This window comes from Streptomyces sp. NPDC047981 (genome assembly GCF_040653315.1).
In the GTDB taxonomy this organism is placed as follows: Bacteria; Actinomycetota; Actinomycetes; order Streptomycetales; family Streptomycetaceae; genus Streptomyces.
In genome coordinates, this window is record NZ_JBEZNQ010000001.1 from 162,351 (window position 1) to 185,311 (window position 22,961).

Below are 22,961 nucleotides of genomic sequence, written 5' to 3' on the forward strand. Positions count from 1 at the left end.
GGGGCGCGTTCGCGTGGGTGACCTGCTGGGCTTCGTCCTGAGCGGTCTCGTCTCGGGCGCGCTGTACGCGCTGCTCGCGACCGGGCTCGTCCTGTCGTACTCCGCCTCGGGGCTCTTCAACTTCGCGCACGGCGCCACCGCGTACCTCTGCGCGCTGGCGTTCTACGAGCTCCACTCCGGCTTCGGCTGGCCGGCCGTGCCCACCGCGCTGCTCCTGGTGTGCGTGGTCGCGCCCGGCCTCGGCTGGGGGCTCGACCGGCTGATGTTCCGGAAACTGGCGGGCGTCGGAGAGACGGCGCAGATCGTGGCGACCATCGGTCTGCTGGTCGCCCTGCCGGCCGCCGGGCTGTGGGCGGTCGAGCTCCTGGAACGGGCCGGGGCACCGGTCCTGCCCGCCGAGAACCAGTTCGGCCTGCCGGGCGTCGGGCCGAGCCCGGCGGAGTCCTGGCAGCTCCTCGACGGCGTCGGCATCGACTCCGATCAGCTCATCACCTGGGTCGCGACAGCGCTCGCGGCAGCCGGGCTCTGGGTGCTGATGCGGCACACCCGGCTCGGGCTGCTGCTGCGCGCCGCCGTCGACAACCGCTCGCTGACCGAGCTGCGCGGGATCAGCGCGGACCGGCTGTCCTCGATCGCGTGGATGCTGTCGTCCGGTCTGGCGGGCCTGGCAGGGGTCCTCGCGACCCCGCTGCTCGGGCTCTCGGCCCACGACTACACCCTCTTCCTCTTCGTCTCGGCGACCGCGGCGGTGCTCGGGCGCTTCGCCTCCGTGCCCCTCGCCTTCGCGGGCGGCCTCGGCCTCGGGGTGCTGCAGAACCTGGTGGCCGGCTACACCTCCTTCGCCGAGGACATCACCGGTTTCCGTACCGCCGTCCCCTTCCTCATCCTCTTCGCCGGTCTCGTCGTGCTCGCCCAGCGGCGGCGCGCGGCGGGCACGGCGGCGGCGGACCCTCCCCCGGTCGACTATCTGGCCGGGAAGGGCTGGGGCAGACGCTGGGGCGCCTGGGCGGTGGGCGGTGTGCTGCTCGGCACGGCCTTCTACACCGTCACCACCCCGTTCTGGAGCGGGATCCTGGCCCAGGGGCTCGCCATCGGGCTCGTGTTCATGTCCTTCACCGTGGTCACCGGGCTCGGGGCGATGGTGTCGCTGGCCCAGGCCACGTTCGTGACCGGCGCCGCCCTGGTGGCCGGTCTGCTGATGAGCCACGGCTGGCCGTTCGTCGCGGCGGCGGCCGTGGGCACGGTCGCGGCGGCGGTGCTCGGCGCGGTGGTGGCGCTGCCCGCGCTGCGGCTCGGCGGGCGGTCCCTGGCGCTCGCCACGCTGGCCCTCGCCTTCCTCGCGGACCAGGTGCTCTTCCAGCTGGGGTGGCTGCGCAACGGCGACACCGGCTGGGAGATCCCCCGGCCGGTCGTCGGCCCGGTGGACCTGGCCGACGACCGGGCGCTCGGGCTCGCGCTCGTGCTGCTCTGCGGTGCGGTGGTGGCGCTGCTGACCTGGCTGCGCGGCTCGCGGTGGGGCCGGGCGATCCTGGCGGTGCGGTCGGCGCCGGAGGCCGCCGCCGCGTCGGGCGTGTCGGTGGTGCGGACGAAGCTCCTGCTCTTCACCGTGTCTGCGGGGCTCGCGGGGTTCGGGGGCGTGCTCCTCGCCTCGTACAGCACCCGGATCACGGCGACGGACTTCACGGCGATGACGGGTCTGGTCTGGCTGGCGGTCGTCGTCGCGGCAGGGGTGCGGCGCCCGCAGTTCGCCGTGGTGGCGGGGCTCGTCTTCGCGGTGGTCCCGCACCTGATGGCGACGTACGTGACGGAGTCCGCGCACCTGCCGGTGATCCTCTTCGGTCTGGCCGGCCTCGCGCGGGCCAACGACCCGGACGGCTACTGCGCGGCCTGGCCGTCCCGACGGGCGGCGCGCGCGGCCGCCGCCCCCGTCGCCGCGGCGATCCCAGCGCAGCCCGTACGGGAGGACGTACGGCCCCGGCGCCCGGAGGCGGGTCCCGCGTCGGCTCCCGGTGTCCGGCCCGCGCTGGAACTGCGCGGGGTACGGGCCGGATACGGCGGCGCGGCCGTGCTCAACGGGGTGGACCTCGCGGTGCGCGGGGGCGAGGTGCTGGTGCTGCTCGGGCCGAACGGGGCCGGGAAGTCGACCCTGTGCCGGGTCGCGGCGGGGCTGCTGCGGCCCACCGAGGGTCTGGTACGTGTACGGGGCGAGGACGCGACCCGGGACGGCGCGGTCGGGCGGGCGCGGCGCGGCGTGCGGCTCGCGCCCGAGGGCCGGGGGATCTTCGCGGGGCTCTCGATCGAGGAGAACCTGGCCCTGCACCTGCCCGCTGCCGAGGACCGGGACGCCGTGTACGCCCGCTCCCCGGTCCTCGCCGCCCGTCGCGGGGTCCCGGCCGGGTCGCTGTCGGGCGGTGAGCAGCAGCTGCTGGCGCTCGCCCCGCTCCTCCAGCACCCGCCGGAGGTCCTGGTCGCCGACGAGCCGTCCCTCGGGCTCGCGCCCCGTGTCGTGGACGAGGTCTTCGGTCTGCTCACCGAGCTCCGCGCGCACGGGACCGCGCTGGTCCTGGTCGAGGAGAAGGCGGCCGAGGTCCTCGCGCTCGCCGACACCGTGGCGTATCTCGCCCAGGGCGAGACCGCCTGGTCCGGGCCGAGGTCCAAGGTGGACCCGGACCGGCTCGCCGAGGCCTATCTGGGAACGGGGGTACGCCGATGACCGCCGCCATGCTCCGCGCGAGCGGGATCTCCGTCCGCTTCGGCGGCGTCCACGCCCTGCGTGACGTGAGCGTCGACGTCGGGCCGGGTGAGGTCTGCGGCCTCATCGGCCCCAACGGGGCGGGCAAGACCACGCTCTTCGACGTCCTGTCCGGCATCCGCCGCCCGGACGCGGGCGGGATCTCGTACGCGGGGGCGGACATCACCCGCCGCTCCCCCGTCTGGCGGGCCCGCCACGGCATCCGCAGGACCTTCCAACGCCAGCAGCTCTTCGGGCAGTTGACCGTGGCGGACAACCTGGTCGTGGCCCAGGACTGGCGGGGCGGGGCCCGCCGGGGCGCGCACCGGCGGGAGCGCGCCGCGGCCGTGCTCCACGAGTGCGGGCTCGACGCGCTGGCCGCTTCGTACGCCGGCGCGCTGCCCGTCGGGCAGGCCCGCATGGTCGAACTCGCCCGGGCCCTCGCCGATCCGCCCCGGGTCCTGCTGCTCGACGAGCCCGCGTCCGGCACGACCGCCGAGGAGCGGAGCCAACTGGCCGCCGTCATCCGGCACATGGCGGACGAGGAGGGCTGCGCGGTGCTGCTCGTCGAGCACAACGTGGCCTTCGTGATGGAGCTGTGCTCGCGGGTCGTCGTGCTCGACCTCGGCCGGGTGCTCGCCGAGGGGACGGCGGCCGAGGTCCGGGCCGACCCGGCGGTCCGGGAGGCGTATCTCGGCTCGACCGCCCCGCCCGGGAACGGTCAGGGGCGGGGGGCCGGGGAATGAGACCGCCGACGCGTGCGTTGTCGTGGGGAGTACCACTCCCCACGACCTAAGGATCGACCGCACGTGACCACGGACAACAAGGTCCCCTCCCTCACCCTGAACAACGGCGTGGAGATGCCCCAGCTCGGCTTCGGCGTCTGGCAGGTGCCGGACGACGAGGCTGCGGGCGCGGTGACGACCGCCCTCGAGGCGGGTTACCGCTCGATCGACACGGCAGCGATCTACGCGAACGAGAAGGGCACCGGCCGGGCCATCGCCGCGTCCGGTCTCCCCCGCGAGGAGCTGTTCGTCACCACCAAGCTGTGGAACAGCGAGCAGGGCCACGACTCGACGCTGCGGGCCTTCGACGCCTCGCTCGACAAGCTGGGCCTGGACTACGTGGACCTGTACCTCATCCACTGGCCGGTGCCGGCGAAGGACGCGTACGTCGACACCTACCGGGCGTTCGAGAAGATCCTCGCCGACGGCCGGGCGAAGGCGATCGGTGTCTCCAACTTCCTTCCGGAGCACCTGGAGCGGCTGATTGGCGAGACCTCGGTCGTCCCCGCCGTCAACCAGATCGAGCTGCACCCGCAGCTGCAGCAGCACGCGTCGCGCGAGGCGCACGCCCGGTACGGCATCGCGACCGAGGCGTGGTCGCCGCTGGGCCAGGGCAAGGGACTGCTCGACGTCCCGGCGATCGTCGCCGTCGCCCAGAAGCACGGCAGGACCCCGGCCCAGGTGGTGCTGCGCTGGCACCTGCAGACGGGGAACGTGGTCATCCCGAAGTCGGTGACCCCCTCCCGGATCCGCGAGAACATCGACGTCTTCGGCTTCGCGCTCGACGACGAGGACATGGCCGCGATCGCGGCCCTCGACGAGAACCGGCGGCTGGGTCCGAACCCGGCCGAGTTCAGCGTCGGCGCCTGAGCGCGGACGCGACGTGTGACGGCCGAGGTGGGCGCCGGTCAGTCCCGGGCGCCCACCTCACGGGTCCGTACGGCGCGTCCGTACGGTGGGTCAGACGGTCAGGACGAGCTTGCCGCGCGTCCGGCCGGACTCGCCGAGCGCGTGCGCCTTGGCCGCCTCCGCCAGCGGCAGGACGGTGTCGACCTCGGGGCGCAGCCGCCCGGCCTCGACCAGCTCGGCGAGGGCGAGCAGCCCGGCGTAGTCCGGCTCGACCAGGGTGAAGCCGGTGCGGATGCCGCGCTCGGGCGCGGGCGCGTCGAGGGGCGAGGGCAGTGTCACCAGCGAGCCGCCGTCGCGCAGCACGGGCAGCGAGCGCGTGCCGTAGTCGCCGCCGTAGCAGTCGAGGACGATGTCCACGTCGCGTACGGCGGTGGCGAAGTCGGTCGTCGTGTAGTCGATCGGCTCGTCCACGCCGAGGGAGCGCAGGAAGTCGTGCTTGGCGGCGCTCGCGGTGCCGATGACATGGGCGCCGCGCGCCTTGGCGATCTGGACGGCGAGGTGGCCGACACCGCCGGCGGCCGCGTGGACCAGGACCCGCTGCCCGGCGCGCAGGCCGGCCGTCTCGACGAGCGCCTGCCAGGCGGTGAGCCCGGCCAGCGGCAGCGCGGCGGCCTCCACGTGGCTGAGCCCGGCGGGCTTGCGGGCGAAGTGGCGGGCGGGGGCGGCGACGTACTCGGCGTAGCCGCCCGCCTGCTGAGGGAACTGCGGCATGCCGAAGACCTCGTCGCCGGGCGCGTACAGGGTGACGCCGAGTCCGACGGCCTCGACCACGCCGGAGACGTCGAAGCCGAGGATCGGGGGCTCGCCCCAGGGGCCGAAGCCGCCGGTGGCGCGGATCTTCCAGTCGGCGGGGTTGATGCCGGCCGCGTGGACCCGGACGAGGATCTCGGTCGGACCGGGTTCCGGGCGGGCGACCCGGGTCTCGGCGAGGACCTCGGGGCCGCCCCACGCGGTGGCGGCGATCGCGCGCATGGTGGCGGGGGCCTCGGTGGCGGTGTCGTTCATCGGAGGAGCTCCTGGTGGCGGGGGTGTGCTGATGACCTGATGTCCACCAGCCTCGGACGGTCTCTCCCTCACCGGTACTGGCCAGATAGCCATGATGTGACAGAATCTGGCCATGACCTCCTGCGTGCCCCTCCCGCCCGGAGAGCGACCGGCCGACGCGCCCCCGCCCCACCGGGTGGCGGTCCTCGCCCTGGACGGGGTCATCCCGTTCGAGCTGGGCATCCCCGCCCGGATCCTCGGCGGCGCCCTCACGTCCGACGGCTGGCCCCTGTACGACGTGCGCGTCTGCTCCCTCGACGGCTCCCCCGTGCGCACCTCCGACGGTTTCTCCGTCGTCCCCGAGCACGGCCCCGAGGAGCTGTCGGCGGCCGACACCGTCGTCGTCCCGCCCACGGCGAACATGCGCGCCCTCGCCGACGAGGGCAGCCTTGCCGCCCTGGCCGGCGAAGCCCTGGCGCGGATCGGGCCGGGCGCGCGGGTGGTGTCGATCTGCAACGGCTCGTACGCGCTCGCGGCGGCCGGACTGCTCGACGGCCGCCCGGCCACCACCCACTGGTGGGAGGCGGCCCACTTCCGGACCCTCCACCCGCACGTCCTGCTCCAGGAGGACGTGCTGTTCGTCGACGACGGGGACGTCCTGACCTCGGCGGGGGCGGCGGCCGGGGTCGATCTCTGCCTGCACCTGGTACGCCGCGACCACGGCAGCGCCACCGCCAACGCGGTCGCACGGCGCTGCGTGGTCCCGCCGTGGCGGGACGGCGGGCAGGCGCAGTACATCGAGCGTCCGGTCCCCGAGCCGACCTCGACGACCACGGCCCCGACCCGCGCGTGGGCCCTGGAACGGCTCGACCGTCCACTGACGCTGGCCGAACTGGCCGGGCACGCCCGGATGAGCGTGCGCACCTTCACGCGCCGTTTCCGGGACGAGGCCGGGACGACCCCCGGCCAGTGGCTGACCGCCCAACGGGTCGAGCTGGCGAAGCAGTTGCTGGAGACGAGCGATCTGACCGTGGATCACATCGCGTCCCGGACCGGATTCGGCAGCGGGAACTCGCTTCGGCAGCACATGCGTGCCCTGGTCGGGGTCTCCCCGGCCGCCTACCGGCGCACCTTCCATCTCACCTCCAAGGAAAAGGAGTTCGCGCAGTGAGCAGTACGAGCGGTTCGACCGCCCCGGTCGTCGAGGGGCTCTACCGGGTGCGGAACGTGGCGAGCGGGCTGCTCCTGGAGGTGTACGACGGATCGAGCCGCAGCGGCGCCAACGTGCAGCAGGGCAAGGAGAGCGGCGCGCCCGGCCAGCACTGGCACGTCACCGCCGTGCCCAACGGCAGCGGCCTGTACCACCTGGTGAACGCGGCCAGCGGCAAGCGTCTCGACGTGGCCAACGCCTCGACGGAGAACGGCGCGAACATCCAGCAGTGGAAGGCGAACAACTTCGGCGCTCAGGAGTGGATCATCGAGCAGGACCTCCAGTCGCCGGGCACGGTCGCGCTGGTGAGCTTCATCAGCGGGCTGCTGCTGGAGGTCGAGGAGGGCTCGATGGACGACGGCGGGAACGTACGGCAGTGGGAGGACACCGACTCCCCCTCGCAGTGGTGGCAGTTGGAGCCGGTGTCCTGACTCGCTCAGCCCTTGCGGGCGGTGTGCACGGTGGAGGCGGAGAGCATGAAGAGGTCCGTGCGCCGGTGCAGGGAGAGCGGGTTCGCCGGGTCGAGCAGCCGGTCGAGGCTCGCCACGTCCTCGGCGTCGAGCCGCTCGCCGATCGGCTCCCGCAGCCGCGTGAAGTGGGCGACGATCTGTTCGCGGTGGATGGCGGGCACGGGCGCCGGGACGTCGGTGAGGAACGTCCGGGTGCCGCTCGGGGTGAGACCGGCCGCCGCGAGCAGCCCCCGCCAGTCGTCCGGTTCCTCCTTGCTGTCCGGGAGTTCGGCCCGCATCAGGGCGAACCACTCCGCGTGCGCGGCCTCGATCCTGGTCTCCAGGCCGGGCCTGCCGAAGCCGATGTTCGCGGGCAGGTGGCGGGCGTAGAGCCCGCCCTCGACGAGGGCGATGAGCCCGCCGGGCCGCAGCAGGCCGGCGAAGGAGGCGAGGGCGGCCCGCTGGTCGCCGATGTGGTGGGTGGAGTTGCCGGCCCAGATCAGGTCGGCCTCGCCCAAGGTGGCGAAGTCCGCGGGGAGTTCGGCGCGCAGGGTGGTGACGCGGCCGGCCAGGCCCCGCGCCTCGGCGCGCGCGAGCGCCCGCTCCAGGAGTTCCGGGCTCGCGTCCACGGCGACCACCTCGGAGAGCGGGAAGGCCTCGGCGAGCAGGGTGGAGATCACCCCGGGGCCGCTGCCGACGTCGAGGGTCCGGCGGACGCCGACGGCCGGGACGAGCTCGCCGAGCCAGTCGGCGGCCTGGGTGTAGAGGGGGCCGTGGAGCTCGGCCTGGCGCTCCAGGAGCGGCGCCATCGCGGCCCAGTCGAGGTGGGTGGCGTGGTGGTGACCGTGCTTGTGGTCGTGGTCGTGGTCGTGGCCCTGCCGGTGCGCGCTGTCGTGGTCGTGAGTCATGCGGCCAGCCTGCGGGCGTCGCGCGGAAAACGCGAGAATTCTTGCCGTTCCGGCAACACGGTTCACTCCCGCCGCCGGTACTCCTGCGGGCTGACTCCCCGGACCCGCTTGAACGCGGCGCTCAGTGCGAAGGCGCTGCTGTAGCCGACCTGCCGGGCCACCGACTCGACCGTCGCGTCCGTCTGCCGCAGCAGGTCGGCGGCGCGGGCGAGCCGCCAGCCGGTGAGGTACGCCATCGGCGGCTCGCCGACCAGCTCGGCGAACCGGCGGGCGAGTCCGGCACGCGAGACACCCGCCGCGACGGCCAGCGAGGAGACCGTCCAGGGGTGGGCCGGGTCGTTCTGCAGCAGGCGCAGGGCGCGGCCGACGACGGGGTCGGCCATGGCACGGTACCAGGCGGGGGCCTGGGCGCCGGGCCGGGAGAACCAGGCCCGTACGGCGGCGATGAGCAGCAGGTCGAGGACCCGGTCGAGGACCACGCTCTGCCCGGGTTCGTCGCGGGAGATCTCCTCGTCGAGGAAGGGCATGAGCGGGCAGTTCCACACCTCGGTGGGCAGGTGCAGCAGCGGCGGCAGCGCGTCGAGGAGGCGGCGGCTGACCTCGCCGCCCATCTGGTAGGTGCCGACGAGCACGGTGGTCGCGCCGTCGAGGGCGTTGCCCCAGGTCCGTACGCCCAGGTGCATGGACTCGGCGAGCGGCTCCCCGCTCAGGGTGGTGCAGACGCCGCCGGGGCCGATCCTGGCGCGCGGCGGGGCGTCGGGCGCGTCCGCGACGGTGTACGGCTCCGGGCCGCGCGCGATCGCGACGTCGCCGGGGCGCAGCAGGACGGGCTCTCCGCGGTCGGGGACGATCCACGCCTCGCCGGCGGTGACGCACATCAGGCAGAGCGGCGCGCGGTCCTCGATCCGTACGGACCACGGCGGCTCCATGATCATCCGGAGCAGGAAGGCTCCTTTGGCCCGTGGTCCGTCGAGGAGTCCCGCGAGAGCGTCCATGGGGCGCAAGGGTAGACGCACGCGTATGGGAGTGAGTCCGTGGAGCATGGGACGCGGGGCCTGGTCCCGCGAGTCTTGAGCCATGACGACGAACACGAACCAGACGATGTACACGGACACCGGCCTCGCGACGCGGACGGTCCTCGTGACAGGAGCGACCGGCAAGACGGGCCGCCGGGTGGCCGAGCGGCTCGAAGCCCTCGGCGCGACCGTCCGGGCGGGCTCCCGGTCCGGCGCGACCCCCTTCGACTGGGAGTCGTCGGCCACCTGGGGCCCGGCGCTGCGTGGCGCGGACTCCGCGTACGTGAACTACTACCCGGACCTCGCCGCTCCGGGCGCGGTCGAGGCGATGCGGACCGTCGGCGAGCTCGCCGCGGCGAACGGTGTCCGGCGGCTGACGCTGCTGTCGGGGCGCGGCGAGCCGGACGCGGTCCGCGCGGAGGAGGCGCTGCGTGCGGGGCTCGGCTCCTCGGGCGCCGAACTGACCGTCGTACGGGCCTCGTTCTTCGCGCAGAACTTCAACGAGGGGGCCCTGGCGGACGGAGTCGCGGCGGGCTCGCTCGCCTTCCCGGCGGGCGGGACGGCCGAGCCGTTCATCCACGCCGACGACCTGGCGGACGTGATCGTGGCGGCGCTGACCGAGGACGGCCACGCGGGCGTGGTGCACGAGGTGACGGGCCCGCGGCTGCTGACCTTCACGGAGGTGGCGGCGGAGCTGTCGGCCGCGTCCGGGCGCGAGGTGGCGTACGTGCCGATGACCGAGGGCGAATACGCCTCCCTGCTGCAGGAGTTCGGCCTCCCGGAGGGGGATGCGCGGTGGCTCTCGGCGCTCTTCTCGACGCTGCTCGACGGCCACAACGCCGCGGTGACCGACGGAGTGAAGCGGGTCCTCGGCCGCGAACCGCGCGACTTCACGGAGTTCGCGGCGGAGGCGTGGGCGACGGAAGCGGGGGCGTGACTCCGTAGCGGGCCGCAAGGCGGGAGACGGTCTCGGTCAGGCGGTCACGGAGCTCCGCCGGCTCCAGGACCTCGATGTCCGCGCCCAGGGCGAGGAAGGCCTGGTGGGCGTGGGCGACCGACTCGATCGGGAGGGTGGCGCGGATCCTGCCGTCCGGCTCGGGGACTCCGGTGTCGGCGAGGGCCCGCGCCGCCTCGCCGCTGAGGCGCTTCGCCCCGTCCGGGGAGACCAGGACGAGGGCGTCGCCGCCGTGCAGCCGGGCACGGAAGGCGATCTGGTGGGCGGCCCACCAGTCGGGCAACGAGAAGTCCTCGGGGATGTCGAACTCCTCTGCGGTGAAGTGGAGTTCGAGGATCTGGTCGACCCGGTAGCTACGCGGTCCGGGGGCCGCGACCAGGTACCAGCGGCCCGCTTTGAGGACCAGGCCGTACGGTTCGAGGCGCCGGTCGACGTCCGTGGGCTCCTTCCAGCGGCGGTAGCGGACGGCGAGGACACGGCCCGCCCGCACGGCCTCGGCGACCCCCGGCAGGAACGGCGCTTCGGTGTTCTCCGCGTACCACCCGGGCGCGTCGATGTGGAACCGGGACCGCAGCCGGTCGACATGGTCGCGCAGCGGCGCCGGCAGGGAGGCGCGCAGCTTCAGCTGGGCGTCGACGAAGTGTGCGCCGAGCCCGAGTTCGGCGGCGGCGCCGGGGATCCCGGCGAGGAAGAGCGCCTCGGCCTCCCCGGCGAACAGGTCGGTCAGCCGGGAGAAGCGGTGGCCGGCGAGCAGTTGGTACCCGCCGGAGTGGCCGGCGTCCCCGTAGAGCGGCACACCGGCCGCGTGCAGGGACTCGACGTCGCGGTAGACCGTCCGTACCGACACCTCCAGCTCGTCGGCGAGCTGGGCGGCGGTCATCCGACCGCGGGTCTGGAGCAGGAGAAGGATCGAGATGAGACGGCTGGACTTCACTGACACAGGGTGTCAGTGAAGCGTTCCTACAGTCCAGCCATGGCTTTCGCAGAGAAGTTGCTCTTCGTGCCCCCGCCGATCGAGGTCGGCGGCCGGCGCGTCAAGCGGTACCACGTCACCCACGACCCGGCGGGCATCGCGCCGGAGGTGGAGAAGGCGGCGTACGCGCTCCTGCCCGAGATCCTCCCCGAGCCCGACTCCACACCGGCGGCGTCCTTCGTCGTGCTGCACCGGGGCGGCGACACCGGCGCGTATCTGAACGTGTACAGCTGGGTGTGGGACAACGTGATCCACTTCGCCGGCGCGGCGGCCGGTCAGCCGGTCCTGGGCTGCCCGGACACGGACCCCACCCACTTCGTACGGACCGACCTCCGCTGGATCGGCTGCGTCTGGGAGCTGCCGCCGATCCAGCACGAACGGAACGCCTGGGTCCGGCACATACTGACGCCGGACACCCCCGACCTGGACGCCTACGCCCTCGACTCCCTTCCCGCGGGCACCACGGGAGACAGTGCATGACCACCGACCAGGGCTTCGCCTTCCTCGACGGGCGGTGGACCGTCCACAACCGCCGGCTCGCCGATTTCCTCGACCCCGAGAGCGGCTGGGAGGAGTTCGACGGCCACACCACGGGCCGGCTCTTCTGGGGCGACCGGGCCCATGTCGACGAGATCGTCTTCCCGTCCAAGGGGTTCAGCGGGCTGACGTTGCGTCTGTACGAGCCGGACACCGGCGAGTGGACCCTGAACTGGTCGAACAGCCGCACCGGCCGGCTCGATCCGCCGGTCAGGGGGCGGTGGGCCGGGGACGGCACGGGAGAGTTCCACGGCGAGGACAGCTACGCGGGCAAGGACGTGCGGGTGCGGTTCCGCTGGTCGGGGATCTCGGCGGACACCGCCCGCTGGGAGCCGGCGTTCGCGCTCGACGGCGGGGAGTGGGTGACGAACTGGGTGATGTCGTTCAGACGTCCGTGACCGGCCGCTTCTCGAAGGCGACGAGCCGGTAGGCGGGGTCGGCGCGGGGTCGGTCCTGGTCGGGGAGGGCGGCGAGTGCGGCGGCGAGCGCGTCCGTGGTCGCCTGCGGGCCGTCGAACCAGGAGGCGTAGTAGCCGCGCCGCAGGTTCTCCGCCGTACGGCGCGGTGTGGCGCCCTGGCCGTGTCCGGTGAAGCGGGTGGCGCCCGCCGGGACGAGGCCGTGGGTGGCGGCGGTCGCGGTGATCGGGTCGGCCCGGTCGAAGGCCCGCCCGTGGGAACGGTACGGAGCGAGGACGCGGTCGATGTCGCTGCCGACGTCGTGGGCCGCGTCCTTGTCGACCGTGGCGACGAACACCCCACCGGGGCGCAGCACCCGCGCCGCCTCGGCCACGATCGCGGCCGAGAACGGCACCAGGTGCAGCAGCCAGACGGCGCTGACCGCGTCGAGGGAACCGTCCGCGAGGGGCAGCGCGCGGGCATCGGCCAGCACGACCCCTCCCGGGACCCGCCGGGCGGCCCTGCGCGCCATGCCGGCCGCCGCGTCCGCGCCGTACACCCGCAGTCCCGGGCGGACCAGACGCTCGGTCACGAGCCCGGTTCCGCAGGCCAGGTCGAGCAGCGTACGCGCCTCGGGCGGGACGAGCCGGAGAACGGCCCCGGCCGCCGCCTCGGCCCGAGGCACCCCGCCCCGCGTCTCGTCGTAGCGGTCCGCCTCGGCGTCGTAGTCCAGCACGGTCTCCCCCATGGGGAGACCGTAGTCCCCCGGGTCAGCTCGCGCCGTGGCCGGGGGCGATGTGGTCGACGCGGGCGGCCAGTTCGAAGTCCTTCTCGGTGACCGCGGGACCGGCCGAGTGGGTGTTCACGGAGACCGCGACGGTGTTGTAACCGAGCGTCAGATCCGAGTGGTGGTCCAGCTCCTGCTGGATCTGCGCCACATGGACGACCATGGCGGTGGCCGCGAAGTGGTCGCCCAGGCGGTACGTGCGGGTGATCCGGTCGTCGTCGAGGGCCCAGCCGGGGAGCTCGCGCAGCCGGTCCTCGATCTCCTTCTGCGACAGCGGCTCTGTGGCCATGTCCGTACTCCCTCCGGTCGGGTTGCTCACGGTGACGATACGGGCCCCTTGACTCGATACCCGGACCGACACCTGGGATAGCGTCGGAGCATGACATCGGTGGACACGAGTACCGGAGTGGGGCCGCTGCTGCGCGGCTGGCGCGAGGAGCGGCGGCTGAGCCAGCTGGAGCTGGCGCTGCGGGCCGACTCCTCGGCCCGGCACATCTCCTTCATCGAGACCGGCCGCTCGCGGCCGAGCGAGCAGATGGTCCTGCGCCTCGCCGAGCACCTGGACGTGCCCGTACGCGACCGCAACGCGCTGCTGCTCGCCGCCGGTTACGCCCCCCGGTACCGGGAGTCGACGCTCGACGACCCGCGCCTGGAGACGTTCCGCGAGGGCATCGAGCAGCTGCTGCGCGGCTACGACCCGTACCCGGCGCTCGTCGTGGACGGCGCCTACGACGTGGTGGCCGCGAACGACAGCATCGGCCTGCTGCTCTCCGGGCTGCCGGAGCACCTGCTCACCCCGCCCCTGAACGCGATGCGCATCACGCTCCACCCTGAGGGGCTCGCCCCCCGGATCCGGAACCTGCGGGAGTGGCGGGGCCATCTGCTGGCCCAGATGGAGCGGCAGATCGCGCTGTCCCGCTCGCAGCCGCTGCGCGAGCTGTACGAGGAGGTGGCGGCGTACCCGCTGCCGCAGGACGGCGTCGCGGACCCGGAAGACCGGGAGGACCCGGAGCCGTACCCGTACTTCGCGCTGCCGCTGCGGATCGAGCACGACGGCCGGGTGCTGTCGTTCGTGTCGTCGATCTCGACGTTCAACACCCCGATGGACGTGACCGTCGCCGAGCTGGCCATCGAGACGCTGCTCCCGGCCGACCCGGAGACGGTCGCGTATCTGCGGTCGCTCAAGGCGTAGCGGTCGCCCGCAGGGCCGACCACTGGAGGCCGGCGAAGCCGGCGACGGTGGCGGCCTGCATGAGGGTCCAGACCGTGCCCGCCGTGGTGGGCTCCAGCCAGGCGAGGAGGGCGACGACGCTGAGCAGCGTCCACAGGACGTTGATGTCGACGACGAGCTTGACGCCGAGGGCCGGGGGCTCGGCGCGGCTCGCGACCCAGGCCACGCCGGCGGCGTACACGGCCAGGAAGAGGCCGAGTTCGACGAGCAGCGCGGAGTCGACGCCGAACAGCTCGCCGAGCGGCCCGGAGGCGGCGAGGTAGGCGAGGGCGTTGCCCCCGGTGACCACGGCGTCGAGCGCGAGGAACCGGCGCAGCATGGACGTCGGGCGGGTGGTGCGGGAGAGTCCGGCGAGCAGGGCCTGGGACATGGCGGATCAGCCTCCATCGAGGACGTTTCTGCTGGTCGTGGTCCCGGGTCTCGGCCGGAGTGCGCCGGCCGAGCCCCGATGGCCACCACGATGCCGCCGCGCCGGACGTGGGTCGATTACGTGGGAGGTAATGCGACCCGTCTCGCGGCCACCTTCAACCCATCCACCACCCCACAGGCTGGGAGCCACAGCGTTCGCCGAAGTACGCCTGAGTTCGTTGCGTGTCGCCTCCCGTGGCTCCCCGTCTGGCTCCCCGAGCTGTCAGGAGGCGGCCCGGGCAGTCAGGTGCTTCCGCCCTCAGCCACGAGAACACAGCGCCACACAGGTGCGGAATCTACGCATTGCTTCCTGTTGCGCAGGAAGTGACGAGCCATCTCGCCGGCCTCCCTCGATCGCAGATTCGACTGTCGGAGGGTTCCACCCGTGTGGCGGTTCTCTGTGGCCTTTGGTGTCTACGAGCCACCTTCCAACGGCCCAGACGCCAGGCTGGGTGTCATCACGCCCCCTTCACGCTATGAGATCAAATGACAGGCGCGCATCCAGGAAGCGAAGTTAGGGCTTCTCCCAATTCACCATCCTCCTCTTCTGAATGCGGTGCTGAAAATCTCGAACTGAGGAAACGAGCCCTTCGGGCCCCTGCTCGGGATCCCACGTCCTCATCACAATGAGCGGCTCACCATACCCTTTCTCCCGCATCAGGTAGTTCTTCACGACAGATGAAACCTGACCCGTTGGCGTCACCACCAAGAGACCCGAGAGGCCACTGATTTCAGCCAACCCTCGAAGTTGAGTCAATTCCTTAAGTCCGATCACCTGCACCATTTTGACCTCAACACCGAAGGGACCGTTCGAAGTTTCAATAATGGCATCAGGGAGGATCTCACCCTTCGCCGACACGGAATGACGAGTATCCGCCATCCCAGGAAATGCTTCCTGCAAAGCCGAAATCACTGCAGCCTCGTACTGAACGTAATCCCCCAGGGAAGACCTTGTCACCTGCTGAATCGCCTCCGGAGACACTTCTTTCGCCAGGAACTGGGCGCTCCTTCTCAGGAATCCAGACAATCGCTGCTGATAGTACTTGACGCCAACCGATTCCATCTCCTTAACCAATTCGACGCGAGGCCCAATGGTCCGACCACTCTGCTCCCGATACCAGTCCTCCTTGGCGTCGTTCGTGACAAGGAGTACCCGATCGGGACCTCCTTCACGGTGGCTCTTCAAATGCTCCAGCAGCTCCAGCCAAAGGAGGGCATCCCCGTACCGGTTGGCAAGCGGCTTAGAGGCATCCTTGTACCCGGGCGGAACCTCCGCTTCATACCTCACCTCAGCCTCCTTAATCCACCCTTCCCGGATCACTCCCGACGGAGCCTCACCGACTCTCCCTTCGAGAATTGACTCCCATCGCGAGAGGATCGAATCCAACCTCAACGCATCCTCAAGCTTCTCATCCCGCCCTTCACCGAGACGCGCAACAAGCGCAATCGCATCTTCCAAATGTCGGGTGATGCGAGATTGCTCTTGATCGGTCACCACAGGATGCCCCTTCAGGGTCTTCATGTGAGCTTCAATGGATTGCAAAGCCTGCTTTAGAGGCTTCTCCAGATCCGCATAGACCTTGTCCTCGCCACCGAGAACATTCGGGCGATTCTTGAAGAACTCCCAACCTGCCTGATAAGGAATCCAGATACGCTCCTTGAGTTCCTCCAGCACGGAGAAAACTTGCACCCTTGTTTCCGCATCAACCCGATAGGGAGTGAGCAATACGTTCGCATCAAGAACAATCATCCCCTCACTAACGAATCGCTCGTACTCCGAGTCATCCGGCGTGTAGTACTCAGAAAACGATGCGCGCATTCCCACCCCTAAAGCCAACGAAGCCTCGCGCGCCATCATCAACGAGAGGACCTGGAAGCCGCAACCGTTTCACCGAGATATCGAAACCCTTCCAGCCACCCAGCCCACCCGCACGCCACGGGTGCCGCAGAAGCGAGGCAACGATGGCCGCCCACGTGAAGACAGAGCCCCGATACGCTGGCCGCTACCAGTCGCCAATTGGGGAGCGTGTGCCAAGGATGGGACCCAAGACACAGAGGGTCTACGAGACGATCCGGTCCAGGATCGAGTTGGGCCGATACGGCCCAGGCGACAAGCTGCCGTCCGAGCGGGCGCTGAGCGCCGAACTTGAGATCGGCCGTACCGCGCTCCGCCAAGTACTCGCACGGCTAGCGAACGAGCACTTCATCAGGGCTCACGATCGCAGCTCCTACCGAGTCCTAGGAGGCGAGAGCGCTCCGACGCCAGCAGAGATGGAGCCGTGGAAGATCCATGGCTCCCGCCACGTCTATGAGAACCGTTGGGTGAACCTGGACCTGGTCGACGTCGAGCCTCCCGGCGTCGAGCGCTTCGAGCATCACGTCGTCCGGCTCTTCCGCGTTGCCATCACCGCTGTGATCGACGACCAAGACCGTGTGCTCATGCTGTGGCGCTACCGCTTCGTTCCGGAGCAGTGGGGCTGGGAACTGCCGGGCGGAATCGTGGATGCGGGCGAGGACGCCTCTACCACTGCGGCCCGCGAGACCGAGGAAGAGACGGGTTGGCGTCCCGGCCCAGTCAAGCACGTCGTCAGCTACCAGCCGATGATCGGCATGGTCGACTCGCCACATGAGATCTTCGTAGCCCGCGGCGCCGAGAAGGTCGGTGAACCGACCGACGCGGAGGAGGCCGGCGAGGTCGCCTGGATTCCCTTGGACGACATCCCACGCTTGATGTCCGAGGGCAAACTCATGGGTTCGGGCACGCTCGTGGCTCTGCTTCACATCCTGGCCTCCCGCACTAGAGGCGACCGGTAAGCAGATCCACGCGACGGCGATACCGCACAGACCCCGTGCGGTTCGCCAGCAACCTGGCTTGCTGAAGGTGGGACCGAGCGTCTTCCAACTCCCCCCGGGCCAAGTGCGCCTGAGTGAGATCGCAGTGCAGGCCGGAAGTCGCGCGTACGAAGGACGCGTCCGCGCTGGCCAGGGAGGCATACAGCTCTTCCATCGCTGAGGCGTCCCCGAGCTTGGCGAGGACGTTCCCACGCCACCTCGCCAGGTGATCCGTGTTGAGGAAGATGCTCAACATTTCGGCATCGCGCACTTCACCGTCGTCGGGGAGGAGCGAGGTCGCTCGCTCAAGGGCTGCCCGCGCCTCCGACTCCCAGCCTTCCCCCGCCGCTGCACACAACTCGGCCTCGGCGGCAGCCAGCCAAGCACGCAGCCTCGGCGACTGACGCTCGGCATGGGTGCGCTGTGCGTCGTGCACCAGCTCGATCGCGAGCTGGGGTCGCCCGGCGTCCGCGAGTACGTACGCCTGCTCACCCATGGCGTGCGCGAGGTAGAGCGGGGAGTCGGCGTCCTGCGCGGCCTTCTTGGCGAGTTCGTACCTGCGCCAAGCCCTGTCAACAGCGCCGGCGTCCAGAGCTTGCCACGCGGCGAGGGTGGACGCTCCTGCGAGCGCGGTCGCGATGGGCTTCCGCATCCCTGGCAGAACAGCGAAAGTCAGCGCTTCCTCCATGGCCGCCAAGTGGCCATTCATCTGGTCAACGAGGCCAGTCGCACCCATCTGGCGGTCCATGGTACGGAGTAGCTCGGTTTGGGCCAGGAACGACGGAACCATGGATTCGCTCAGGCTGCCCGCCGCATCGATCCGGCTCAGCAGATCCGCGTAGCCGTCTGCCTGCTGCTCGGGCGCGCTGGCCTCGCCGCGCAGCTCATCATCCGTAACACCCAGGAGCGGCCTAAGGATCACGGCGTACCGATCCGTGATCGCGCGTCGGCCGTTCTCCCACTCCGAGATGTACGTCTTGAGGCTCGCGGCCGAGGCGATGTCGAGTAGCCGTTGCTCCGCAAACCGCTGCATCTCGTAGATCAATCGGTCCTGAGACCACCCTCGCGCGGTCCGGACTGTCCTTAACCCCTTAGCCACTCCGCCTCCCGAAAAGCCCCAGGTGAGAGCTGGTTAACACCCTTGAGGTTAACCGCAGTTGGCTACCGCAGCACCCAACTCAAGCCGTTCTCTGGAGAAGCACACCGACACGCACCCCACACCAAGGGTTGCATCTGGTGCGCACCAGATGCCAATCTATTGGTGCGCACCAGATGGGTCGGATGGCCCGGGTCTGATGTGCCTACAACTCAACAGAGTGATCCACCGCAGCAACACGACCGTGAAGACGCCGGCGAGGCGAGTGGAGACCAGCCGACCGAGACCGGGCCCGCGTCACAACCGGGCCCCACACCCCGTAGGGGGACACGCCATCGGCTCTAAAGAACCGCGTGGCCGACAGCCGCACAAGCTCCGGGAACCAGACCTCCCCGGGGTTAGCGCCACCACGCGACTAGGGGGTCTGACCCGCAACACCCCACCATCTCCGCAGCCCAGCGCTGCGGCCGGTTGCCTCCTCCGCCCGTCTCGTACGGGCGGGGTTGAGGGGAGCCGGATCCCTGGTTCTAACGGCGAGAGGCCCCGGAGTTGCCGCTCCGGGGCCTCGTTTCGGGCCGTTCCTGACTGGAAGGAACACACCCAATGAAGTCCATCGCTGCACTTCAGGCCCTTGTTACCTCCACCCCGTTCGACGGTGAGCCGTCGGACGCGGAGCTGGACGGGATCGAGCAGGAGATGCCGCTGGTCCTGGCGGAGGTCGACCTGCTCGACGCACAGATCGCGACGCTCGACCGCACGCCGTCGGTGCTGGACGCCCGCCGGATCCGCCGAGCCCACCGCCGCGTCCTCGCCGCCCGCACCACGCTCGCCAACCAGGCCGCCGCGGCGGCGCCGGAGGTGGCGTGATGGCCACGACCATCACCGCGCACCTGACCAGCCGGCACGACCGCTGGCGCCTCTTCGTCCTCCTGCCCGGACCGGTCGCCGACTGGCCCGAGCACGACCTCGGAACCGGTGACGTACCGACGATCCGGGAACGTTCACGGGCGCTGAACGCGCTCGGCTACGTGTTCACGGACGACGCCGAGTGGTCCTGGACGGAGCCCACCCTGCGGCCCAACGACCCGGACGCCCGGGCCTACCTGATCGCCTCGATCGAGGTACGGGAAGCGGCGGAGGCGCGGGGATGAACAGTGTTCAGATCCGTTCAGCCGAGCGCGCGCTGTCGGCCGGCACGTGGCTGATCGTCGGCGGCGCAATGCTCTACTCGATCCTCACCGTCACCCCGCTCATGGCTGCCCACACCCCCGACAAGTGGGACTGGACGGCCCCGATCCTTCCCCTCGTCGTGGACGCGGCGGTCGTGATCGTGGTCCGCCTGGACGCCGTGCTGGCCCGACTGGGCGGGCACGGCGGCCGGTGGCCGATCGTGCTGCGGTGGATGACCGGCTGCATGACCCTGGCCCTGAATGTGGCGGATTCCGCGCTGAGGAATGACCTGGTGGGCGTGGCCGTCCATGCGGTCGCGCCGCTGCTGCTGATCGTGACGGCGGAGACCGGACTCGCCTACCGGCGGGCCATCACCGCCGCTCTCGCCGCGCAGGAAGTCCAGCGCAAGGCCGAGCAGGCGGAGCGCGACCGGGAACTCCGGGAACGGCGCGATACCGAGGCTCGGCGGGTCCGCGAGGAGCGCGAGCACGCCGAGTCGCTTGCTCGTGAACAGCGTGAGCATGAGGCCCGCCTCGCCCGTGAACAGGCCGAGCGGGACGAGGCCACGCGCCGCGCCGAGCGAGCCGAAGAGCAGGAGCGTGAGCGTGCGGAACAGGTGGCCCGTGAACACCGTGAGCGCGAGCGTGAACAGCAGCAGCGGGAGCGTGAACGCCTTGAACGCGAGGCCGCTCAACGCTCTAAGGCCGACCGACTGGAGCGCGAAGCCGCGGCCCGTCGGGAGGAGGCGGAGCGCTCGGAGCGGGCGGCGCGTGAACGGGCCGCGCTGCTCGCCGGGGGGCCGGTGAACGAGAAGCTCCCCGAGGCCCGTGCCCGTCAGATCGTCGCCGCCGCCGTCGCGGAGGGCATGTCCGTGAGGGCAGCTGTGGACCTGTGCGGCTGGTCGGTCGGCTGGGTCTCCACCCGCTACCAGGAACTGCGCGACACCACCCCTGAGTCTGCTCGTGCTCTGGAAGGAGCCGCGTCGTGAAGCTCTCGCCGAACACCGCCCCGGTGGAGCCGGTCAACCTCCTGATCCGCTTCCACAACCAGGTCGGCGCCGCCGTCGACGTCACCGGCACCACGGCCTACATGGGCTCGCGCTGGCGCTGCCACGGCTGCGGCGACGACGACGGGCTGCACGGCATCATCTCCACCCGTCGCAACGCCAACGACCACGCTGGCTTCTGCCGCGCCGCGTACCACCGCCTGTGATGGGCACCATCCCCACCTACCGGTGGCGGTGCGCCCCCGACGGCTACGCCACCTACCGCCAGCTGCGGGCGATGGGCCTTCGGCCCGGCGGTCAGGACGTGGCCGCGCAGCTCGAACGGCCGCGCCGCCGACGGGGGCCGCTGGTCGCCTACCTCTACCGGATCGACCGGGCCAAGCCCGTACGCCCGATGACGCCCGCTCGCTGGGCGGCCCTCGATCGAGCGAACACGGCCCGCAGGATCTGCCCCAACTGCCGCCGCGACGCCGGGTATCGCATCCCGCCCTCGCTCGGCATGTGCGTCCCGTGCGCGGACGCTCCCCAACTCGCCGCGTGAAACAGGAGAGAAGCCCTGTGGCCAGCACCAACCCCCGGAACCTGCGCCTGGCGGCCGGGGCGGCCCTCGTGGTCGCCACCGTCTGCGGCGCAACCACCGCGATCCGACTCGACGCCTACAACGTCCCGTTCAGCCTGGCCGTGGCGTGCGGGCTCGGTGCCGCGAGCACCGCGTTCGCGCTCCTGATGCGGCTGGTCGGACGCCTCGGCACGACGGTGTACGCCTGCCCGGTCGACGGATGCAACTTCCGCGCCCGGCTCACGGCCGCGAGCCCGGCCGATCACCGCCGCTTGCGGGAGGCCGCCGCCGCCCACCCCGCCCATCACGTTCCGCGTTCCTGACCTGCAACACCTCGCCCAGCAGGGCCCACACGCCTCGCCCTAGGAAGCCTTGCGTGTGGGCCCTGCTGTTTCTCCGCGAAGGAGTGCACACCAGCATGACGGACACCACCCTCGCCCCGGTAGAAGCCACCGAGGCCCCTCCGGACACCACCCCGTCCCCCGCCCCCGAACCCGTTCCCGCCCCTGTCCCGGCCGTTGAGCACACGCCGGGCGGTTGGCCGGTCGTGCCGCTCGCGGTGACCGGAACGAACGCCACCACAACGCTCCTGGCCGCCGCCGCCCTGGTCGGCGGCCTTGCCGCGCTCGCGGTCGCCGCCACCGGGGCCGTCGTCCTCGGCACCGCCGCCGCAACCGCCCGCCACCGCCGCGACCGCAAGGCCAAGCCGAAGAGCAAGGCCGCCAACGGCCGTACGACCCGCACGGGCAGCACGGGCAGCACGGGCAGCACGGCAGGGGCGGCATCGGCCGGTCGACGCGGTACCGGCCGGGTGCCGACACAGACCCGAAACGGGAGCTCCGGCACCACCAAGCCCGGTCGCGGGCGCGGCACCGGATCCCGGACCACCGCCGCATCGGCCCCGGCAGGGAAGAAGGCGGCCGGGCTGAACGGCACCCGCAAGACGGCCACGGTCGGCGCGTCCACGCTGGGTTCGTCCTCCGGGTCCCGCAGGCCTGCGGGCCGTGTCGGACAGGTCAAGGCGCTGCGTGACCAGACTCGGCAGGCGGCGCCGTCCCGGGCAGAGCGCCGCAACGACACCAAGGGCGCCCGCCGCTCGGTCGCGGACGCCCGCCGCCAGGCCAAGGCCAACCAGCGGTCCGCCTCGCTCGCGAAGAAGAGCCCGGTCGGCCGGGCTGTGGCCAAGGCCGCCGGCCGGATCGGCAAGGCCCGTGGCACCGCGATCGAGCGGGCCCGTACGGCCCAGGACCGCCGGGCGGCCGGGCGGGTCGACGCGCAGCGTGACCAGGTCCGCAAGGCCCCGGTCCGGAAGGCGGCCCGGAGGGCGCTGCGCAGGTCGGCGGCCCGCTTCCAGCGGCGGCGCCTGCTCGCGGCTCTGCTCGCCGGGGCGCTCGGGATCGTCGGGATGCTCACCACGCCGCTCGGGCGGAAGCTCGGCATCCCGTGGCTGATCCAGCCCGGCCGGCGCCTGTTCGCCCGCCTCATGTGCACCGCCGCCGAGCAGCGCCAGGGCCGCGACGCACAGATCCGGGCCGCCCTGCAGGACGACGAGGCCGCGATCGACGCCCAGGCGGCCGACGACGCGGCCGAGCAGATCAGCGACATGGCGGAGCGGCCCGCCGGCCTCGTTCCCGCCGCACCCAACAGCAGCAACAACAGCAGCGAGGGAGAGAACGTGTCGGGTTTCCGGTTCGAGGAGCACGCGGCGGAGATGGAAGCCGCGGCGAACAGCTACGACCCCGAGAACGCCATGGAGATCCTCGCCATGGTCGAAGGGCTCCCGGCCGCGCTGACCAGCGTGGCGAGGGTGATGCAGATCCTGGCCGAGCGCGCCGACTCCGAGTTCCCGCTGGAGAAGGAAGTCGCGGACGGCTTCAACGACATCTACACCGCCCTCATGAGCGCGGTCACGGTCGCGGAGGACATGGGGCCGCTGTTCCGCACCGCGCACGAGCAGGACATCGCCCGCCACGAAGACCCCCGCAACGGGTCCGAGGCCGAGAAGGGATGGAACGTCTGA

General features: G+C 71.5%; 26 protein-coding genes. 17 read left to right on the forward strand and 9 right to left on the reverse strand.

The genetic code is table 11. The features are described from left to right. Positions 1-13: 13 nt before the first annotated feature. The 3 genes from AB0E14_RS00750 (at position 14) to AB0E14_RS00760 (ending at position 4,386) form a co-directional block, all read left to right on the forward strand. Positions 14-2,713, forward strand: a complete 2,700-nt coding sequence (locus tag AB0E14_RS00750; RefSeq protein WP_362409817.1) for an ATP-binding cassette domain-containing protein — start codon at positions 14-16, stop codon at positions 2,711-2,713. After that, entirely contained in the window at positions 2,710-3,477 is a 768-nt protein-coding gene (locus AB0E14_RS00755; RefSeq protein WP_362409819.1) for an ABC transporter ATP-binding protein, read from the forward strand. The genes AB0E14_RS00750 and AB0E14_RS00755 overlap by 4 nt, the downstream gene beginning before the upstream one ends. Positions 3,478-3,591: 114 nt before the next feature. Next, on the forward strand, positions 3,592-4,386 hold the full coding sequence (locus AB0E14_RS00760; protein ID WP_362410336.1) for an aldo/keto reductase: 795 nt from the start codon (positions 3,592-3,594) through the stop codon (positions 4,384-4,386). 90 nt (positions 4,387-4,476) lie between these two features. Here AB0E14_RS00760 and AB0E14_RS00765 read toward each other — a convergent pair whose 3' ends face one another. Further along, a complete protein-coding gene (locus AB0E14_RS00765) occupies positions 4,477-5,430 on the reverse strand; it encodes an NADP-dependent oxidoreductase (RefSeq protein ID WP_362409820.1) in 954 nt (317 codons plus the stop codon). 112 nt (positions 5,431-5,542) lie between these two features. Here AB0E14_RS00765 and AB0E14_RS00770 point away from each other — a divergent pair, with 112 nt between their 5' ends. Together AB0E14_RS00770 and AB0E14_RS00775 are read left to right on the forward strand one after the other, a co-directional pair. Beyond that, positions 5,543-6,580 (forward strand): helix-turn-helix domain-containing protein, encoded by a 1,038-nt coding sequence (locus AB0E14_RS00770; protein WP_362409822.1) that lies wholly within the window; start codon positions 5,543-5,545, stop codon positions 6,578-6,580. Further along, complete coding sequence (locus AB0E14_RS00775; protein ID WP_362409824.1) at positions 6,577-7,050, forward strand: RICIN domain-containing protein; 474 nt, start codon at positions 6,577-6,579, stop codon at positions 7,048-7,050. Before AB0E14_RS00770 ends, AB0E14_RS00775 begins: the two co-directional genes overlap by 4 nt. Before the next feature lie 5 nt (positions 7,051-7,055). Here the strand turns inward: AB0E14_RS00775 and AB0E14_RS00780 are convergent, their stop codons facing one another. Next, a complete protein-coding gene (locus AB0E14_RS00780; protein ID WP_362409826.1) occupies positions 7,056-7,976 on the reverse strand; it encodes a methyltransferase in 921 nt (306 codons plus the stop codon). Positions 7,977-8,038: 62 nt separating this feature from the next. Further along, positions 8,039-8,971, reverse strand: a complete 933-nt coding sequence (locus tag AB0E14_RS00785) for an AraC family transcriptional regulator (protein WP_362409828.1) — start codon at positions 8,969-8,971, stop codon at positions 8,039-8,041. 82 nt (positions 8,972-9,053) lie between these two features. Here AB0E14_RS00785 and AB0E14_RS00790 point away from each other — a divergent pair, with 82 nt between their 5' ends. After that, positions 9,054-9,929 carry an NmrA family transcriptional regulator gene (locus tag AB0E14_RS00790; protein ID WP_362409830.1) on the forward strand — a complete coding sequence of 292 codons (876 nt, stop codon included), beginning with the start codon at positions 9,054-9,056 and terminating at the stop codon, positions 9,927-9,929. Here the strand turns inward: AB0E14_RS00790 and AB0E14_RS00795 are convergent. Continuing rightward, positions 9,883-10,881 carry a WYL domain-containing protein gene (locus AB0E14_RS00795; RefSeq protein ID WP_362409832.1) on the reverse strand — a complete coding sequence of 333 codons (999 nt, stop codon included), beginning with the start codon at positions 10,879-10,881 and terminating at the stop codon, positions 9,883-9,885. The genes AB0E14_RS00790 and AB0E14_RS00795 overlap by 47 nt on opposite strands. A gap of 39 nt (positions 10,882-10,920) precedes the next feature. Between AB0E14_RS00795 and AB0E14_RS00800 the strand changes: the two genes are divergently transcribed. Both AB0E14_RS00800 and AB0E14_RS00805 read left to right on the forward strand, forming a co-directional pair. After that, the gene (locus AB0E14_RS00800) at positions 10,921-11,400 is read left to right on the forward strand and encodes a hypothetical protein (protein WP_362409834.1); all 480 of its coding nucleotides are present in this window, start codon (positions 10,921-10,923) and stop codon (positions 11,398-11,400) included. Beyond that, positions 11,397-11,855, forward strand: coding sequence for a hypothetical protein (locus tag AB0E14_RS00805; RefSeq protein WP_362409836.1), 459 nt, complete (start codon positions 11,397-11,399; stop codon positions 11,853-11,855). Before AB0E14_RS00800 ends, AB0E14_RS00805 begins: the two co-directional genes overlap by 4 nt. Here the strand turns inward: AB0E14_RS00805 and AB0E14_RS00810 are convergent. Beyond that, a complete protein-coding gene (locus AB0E14_RS00810; protein WP_362410339.1) occupies positions 11,842-12,588 on the reverse strand; it encodes a class I SAM-dependent methyltransferase in 747 nt (248 codons plus the stop codon). The genes AB0E14_RS00805 and AB0E14_RS00810 overlap by 14 nt on opposite strands. 34 nt (positions 12,589-12,622) lie before the next feature. After that, complete coding sequence (locus AB0E14_RS00815; protein ID WP_362409838.1) at positions 12,623-12,928, reverse strand: 4a-hydroxytetrahydrobiopterin dehydratase; 306 nt, start codon at positions 12,926-12,928, stop codon at positions 12,623-12,625. 90 nt (positions 12,929-13,018) lie between these two features. On the opposite strand from AB0E14_RS00815, the gene AB0E14_RS00820 reads away from it, so the two are divergent. Then, a complete protein-coding gene (locus AB0E14_RS00820) occupies positions 13,019-13,831 on the forward strand; it encodes a helix-turn-helix transcriptional regulator (RefSeq protein WP_362409840.1) in 813 nt (270 codons plus the stop codon). Here the strand turns inward: AB0E14_RS00820 and AB0E14_RS00825 are convergent. Both AB0E14_RS00825 and AB0E14_RS00830 read right to left on the reverse strand, forming a co-directional pair. Further along, positions 13,821-14,240, reverse strand: coding sequence for a hypothetical protein (locus AB0E14_RS00825; RefSeq protein WP_362409842.1), 420 nt, complete (start codon positions 14,238-14,240; stop codon positions 13,821-13,823). The two genes, AB0E14_RS00820 and AB0E14_RS00825, sit on opposite strands and share 11 nt — an antisense overlap. Before the next feature lie 552 nt (positions 14,241-14,792). Next, positions 14,793-16,136 carry a PIN-like domain-containing protein gene (locus AB0E14_RS00830; protein ID WP_362409844.1) on the reverse strand — a complete coding sequence of 448 codons (1,344 nt, stop codon included), beginning with the start codon at positions 16,134-16,136 and terminating at the stop codon, positions 14,793-14,795. Positions 16,137-16,315: 179 nt separating this feature from the next. Between AB0E14_RS00830 and AB0E14_RS00835 the strand changes: the two genes are divergently transcribed. Continuing rightward, positions 16,316-17,092: an NUDIX domain-containing protein gene (locus AB0E14_RS00835; protein WP_362410342.1), complete on the forward strand. Its 777-nt coding sequence runs from the start codon at positions 16,316-16,318 to the stop codon at positions 17,090-17,092. Here the strand turns inward: AB0E14_RS00835 and AB0E14_RS00840 are convergent. Next, on the reverse strand, positions 17,076-18,209 hold the full coding sequence (locus tag AB0E14_RS00840; protein ID WP_362409846.1) for a helix-turn-helix transcriptional regulator: 1,134 nt from the start codon (positions 18,207-18,209) through the stop codon (positions 17,076-17,078). The genes AB0E14_RS00835 and AB0E14_RS00840 overlap by 17 nt on opposite strands. Positions 18,210-18,809: 600 nt before the next feature. On the opposite strand from AB0E14_RS00840, the gene AB0E14_RS00845 reads away from it, so the two are divergent. The 7 genes from AB0E14_RS00845 (at position 18,810) to AB0E14_RS00875 (ending at position 22,961) form a co-directional block, all read left to right on the forward strand. Continuing rightward, positions 18,810-19,073, forward strand: a complete 264-nt coding sequence (locus AB0E14_RS00845; RefSeq protein ID WP_362409848.1) for a DUF6284 family protein — start codon at positions 18,810-18,812, stop codon at positions 19,071-19,073. Further along, positions 19,073-19,357 (forward strand): DUF6303 family protein, encoded by a 285-nt coding sequence (locus tag AB0E14_RS00850; protein WP_362409850.1) that lies wholly within the window; start codon positions 19,073-19,075, stop codon positions 19,355-19,357. Before AB0E14_RS00845 ends, AB0E14_RS00850 begins: the two co-directional genes overlap by 1 nt. Next, the gene (locus AB0E14_RS00855) at positions 19,354-20,364 is read left to right on the forward strand and encodes a DUF2637 domain-containing protein (protein WP_362409852.1); all 1,011 of its coding nucleotides are present in this window, start codon (positions 19,354-19,356) and stop codon (positions 20,362-20,364) included. Before AB0E14_RS00850 ends, AB0E14_RS00855 begins: the two co-directional genes overlap by 4 nt. Then, complete coding sequence (locus tag AB0E14_RS00860; protein WP_362409854.1) at positions 20,361-20,588, forward strand: hypothetical protein; 228 nt, start codon at positions 20,361-20,363, stop codon at positions 20,586-20,588. Before AB0E14_RS00855 ends, AB0E14_RS00860 begins: the two co-directional genes overlap by 4 nt. Next, entirely contained in the window at positions 20,588-20,923 is a 336-nt protein-coding gene (locus tag AB0E14_RS00865) for an RRQRL motif-containing zinc-binding protein (protein ID WP_362409856.1), read from the forward strand. The genes AB0E14_RS00860 and AB0E14_RS00865 overlap by 1 nt, the downstream gene beginning before the upstream one ends. Positions 20,924-20,940: 17 nt before the next feature. After that, the gene (locus tag AB0E14_RS00870) at positions 20,941-21,264 is read left to right on the forward strand and encodes a hypothetical protein (RefSeq protein WP_362409858.1); all 324 of its coding nucleotides are present in this window, start codon (positions 20,941-20,943) and stop codon (positions 21,262-21,264) included. A 95-nt stretch (positions 21,265-21,359) separates the two neighbouring features. Further along, on the forward strand, positions 21,360-22,961 hold the full coding sequence (locus tag AB0E14_RS00875) for a hypothetical protein (RefSeq protein WP_362409860.1): 1,602 nt from the start codon (positions 21,360-21,362) through the stop codon (positions 22,959-22,961).

Coding starts and splice junctions, on each gene's coding strand:
- AB0E14_RS00780 (WP_362409826.1), bottom strand. CDS start 7,976: ATGACTCACGACCACGACAGCGCGCACCGGCAGGGCCACGACCACGAC.
- AB0E14_RS00790 (WP_362409830.1), top strand. CDS start 9,054: ATGACGACGAACACGAACCAGACGATGTACACGGACACCGGCCTCGCG.
- AB0E14_RS00770 (WP_362409822.1), top strand. CDS start 5,543: ATGACCTCCTGCGTGCCCCTCCCGCCCGGAGAGCGACCGGCCGACGCG.
- AB0E14_RS00855 (WP_362409852.1), top strand. CDS start 19,354: ATGAACAGTGTTCAGATCCGTTCAGCCGAGCGCGCGCTGTCGGCCGGC.
- AB0E14_RS00765 (WP_362409820.1), bottom strand. CDS start 5,430: ATGAACGACACCGCCACCGAGGCCCCCGCCACCATGCGCGCGATCGCC.
- AB0E14_RS00825 (WP_362409842.1), bottom strand. CDS start 14,240: ATGTCCCAGGCCCTGCTCGCCGGACTCTCCCGCACCACCCGCCCGACG.
- AB0E14_RS00875 (WP_362409860.1), top strand. CDS start 21,360: ATGACGGACACCACCCTCGCCCCGGTAGAAGCCACCGAGGCCCCTCCG.
- AB0E14_RS00815 (WP_362409838.1), bottom strand. CDS start 12,928: ATGGCCACAGAGCCGCTGTCGCAGAAGGAGATCGAGGACCGGCTGCGC.
- AB0E14_RS00805 (WP_362409836.1), top strand. CDS start 11,397: ATGACCACCGACCAGGGCTTCGCCTTCCTCGACGGGCGGTGGACCGTC.
- AB0E14_RS00865 (WP_362409856.1), top strand. CDS start 20,588: ATGGGCACCATCCCCACCTACCGGTGGCGGTGCGCCCCCGACGGCTAC.
- AB0E14_RS00785 (WP_362409828.1), bottom strand. CDS start 8,971: ATGGACGCTCTCGCGGGACTCCTCGACGGACCACGGGCCAAAGGAGCC.
- AB0E14_RS00845 (WP_362409848.1), top strand. CDS start 18,810: ATGAAGTCCATCGCTGCACTTCAGGCCCTTGTTACCTCCACCCCGTTC.
- AB0E14_RS00835 (WP_362410342.1), top strand. CDS start 16,316: ATGGGACCCAAGACACAGAGGGTCTACGAGACGATCCGGTCCAGGATC.
- AB0E14_RS00830 (WP_362409844.1), bottom strand. CDS start 16,136: ATGATGGCGCGCGAGGCTTCGTTGGCTTTAGGGGTGGGAATGCGCGCA.
- AB0E14_RS00755 (WP_362409819.1), top strand. CDS start 2,710: ATGACCGCCGCCATGCTCCGCGCGAGCGGGATCTCCGTCCGCTTCGGC.
- AB0E14_RS00850 (WP_362409850.1), top strand. CDS start 19,073: ATGGCCACGACCATCACCGCGCACCTGACCAGCCGGCACGACCGCTGG.
- AB0E14_RS00800 (WP_362409834.1), top strand. CDS start 10,921: ATGGCTTTCGCAGAGAAGTTGCTCTTCGTGCCCCCGCCGATCGAGGTC.
- AB0E14_RS00760 (WP_362410336.1), top strand. CDS start 3,592: ATGCCCCAGCTCGGCTTCGGCGTCTGGCAGGTGCCGGACGACGAGGCT.
- AB0E14_RS00820 (WP_362409840.1), top strand. CDS start 13,019: ATGACATCGGTGGACACGAGTACCGGAGTGGGGCCGCTGCTGCGCGGC.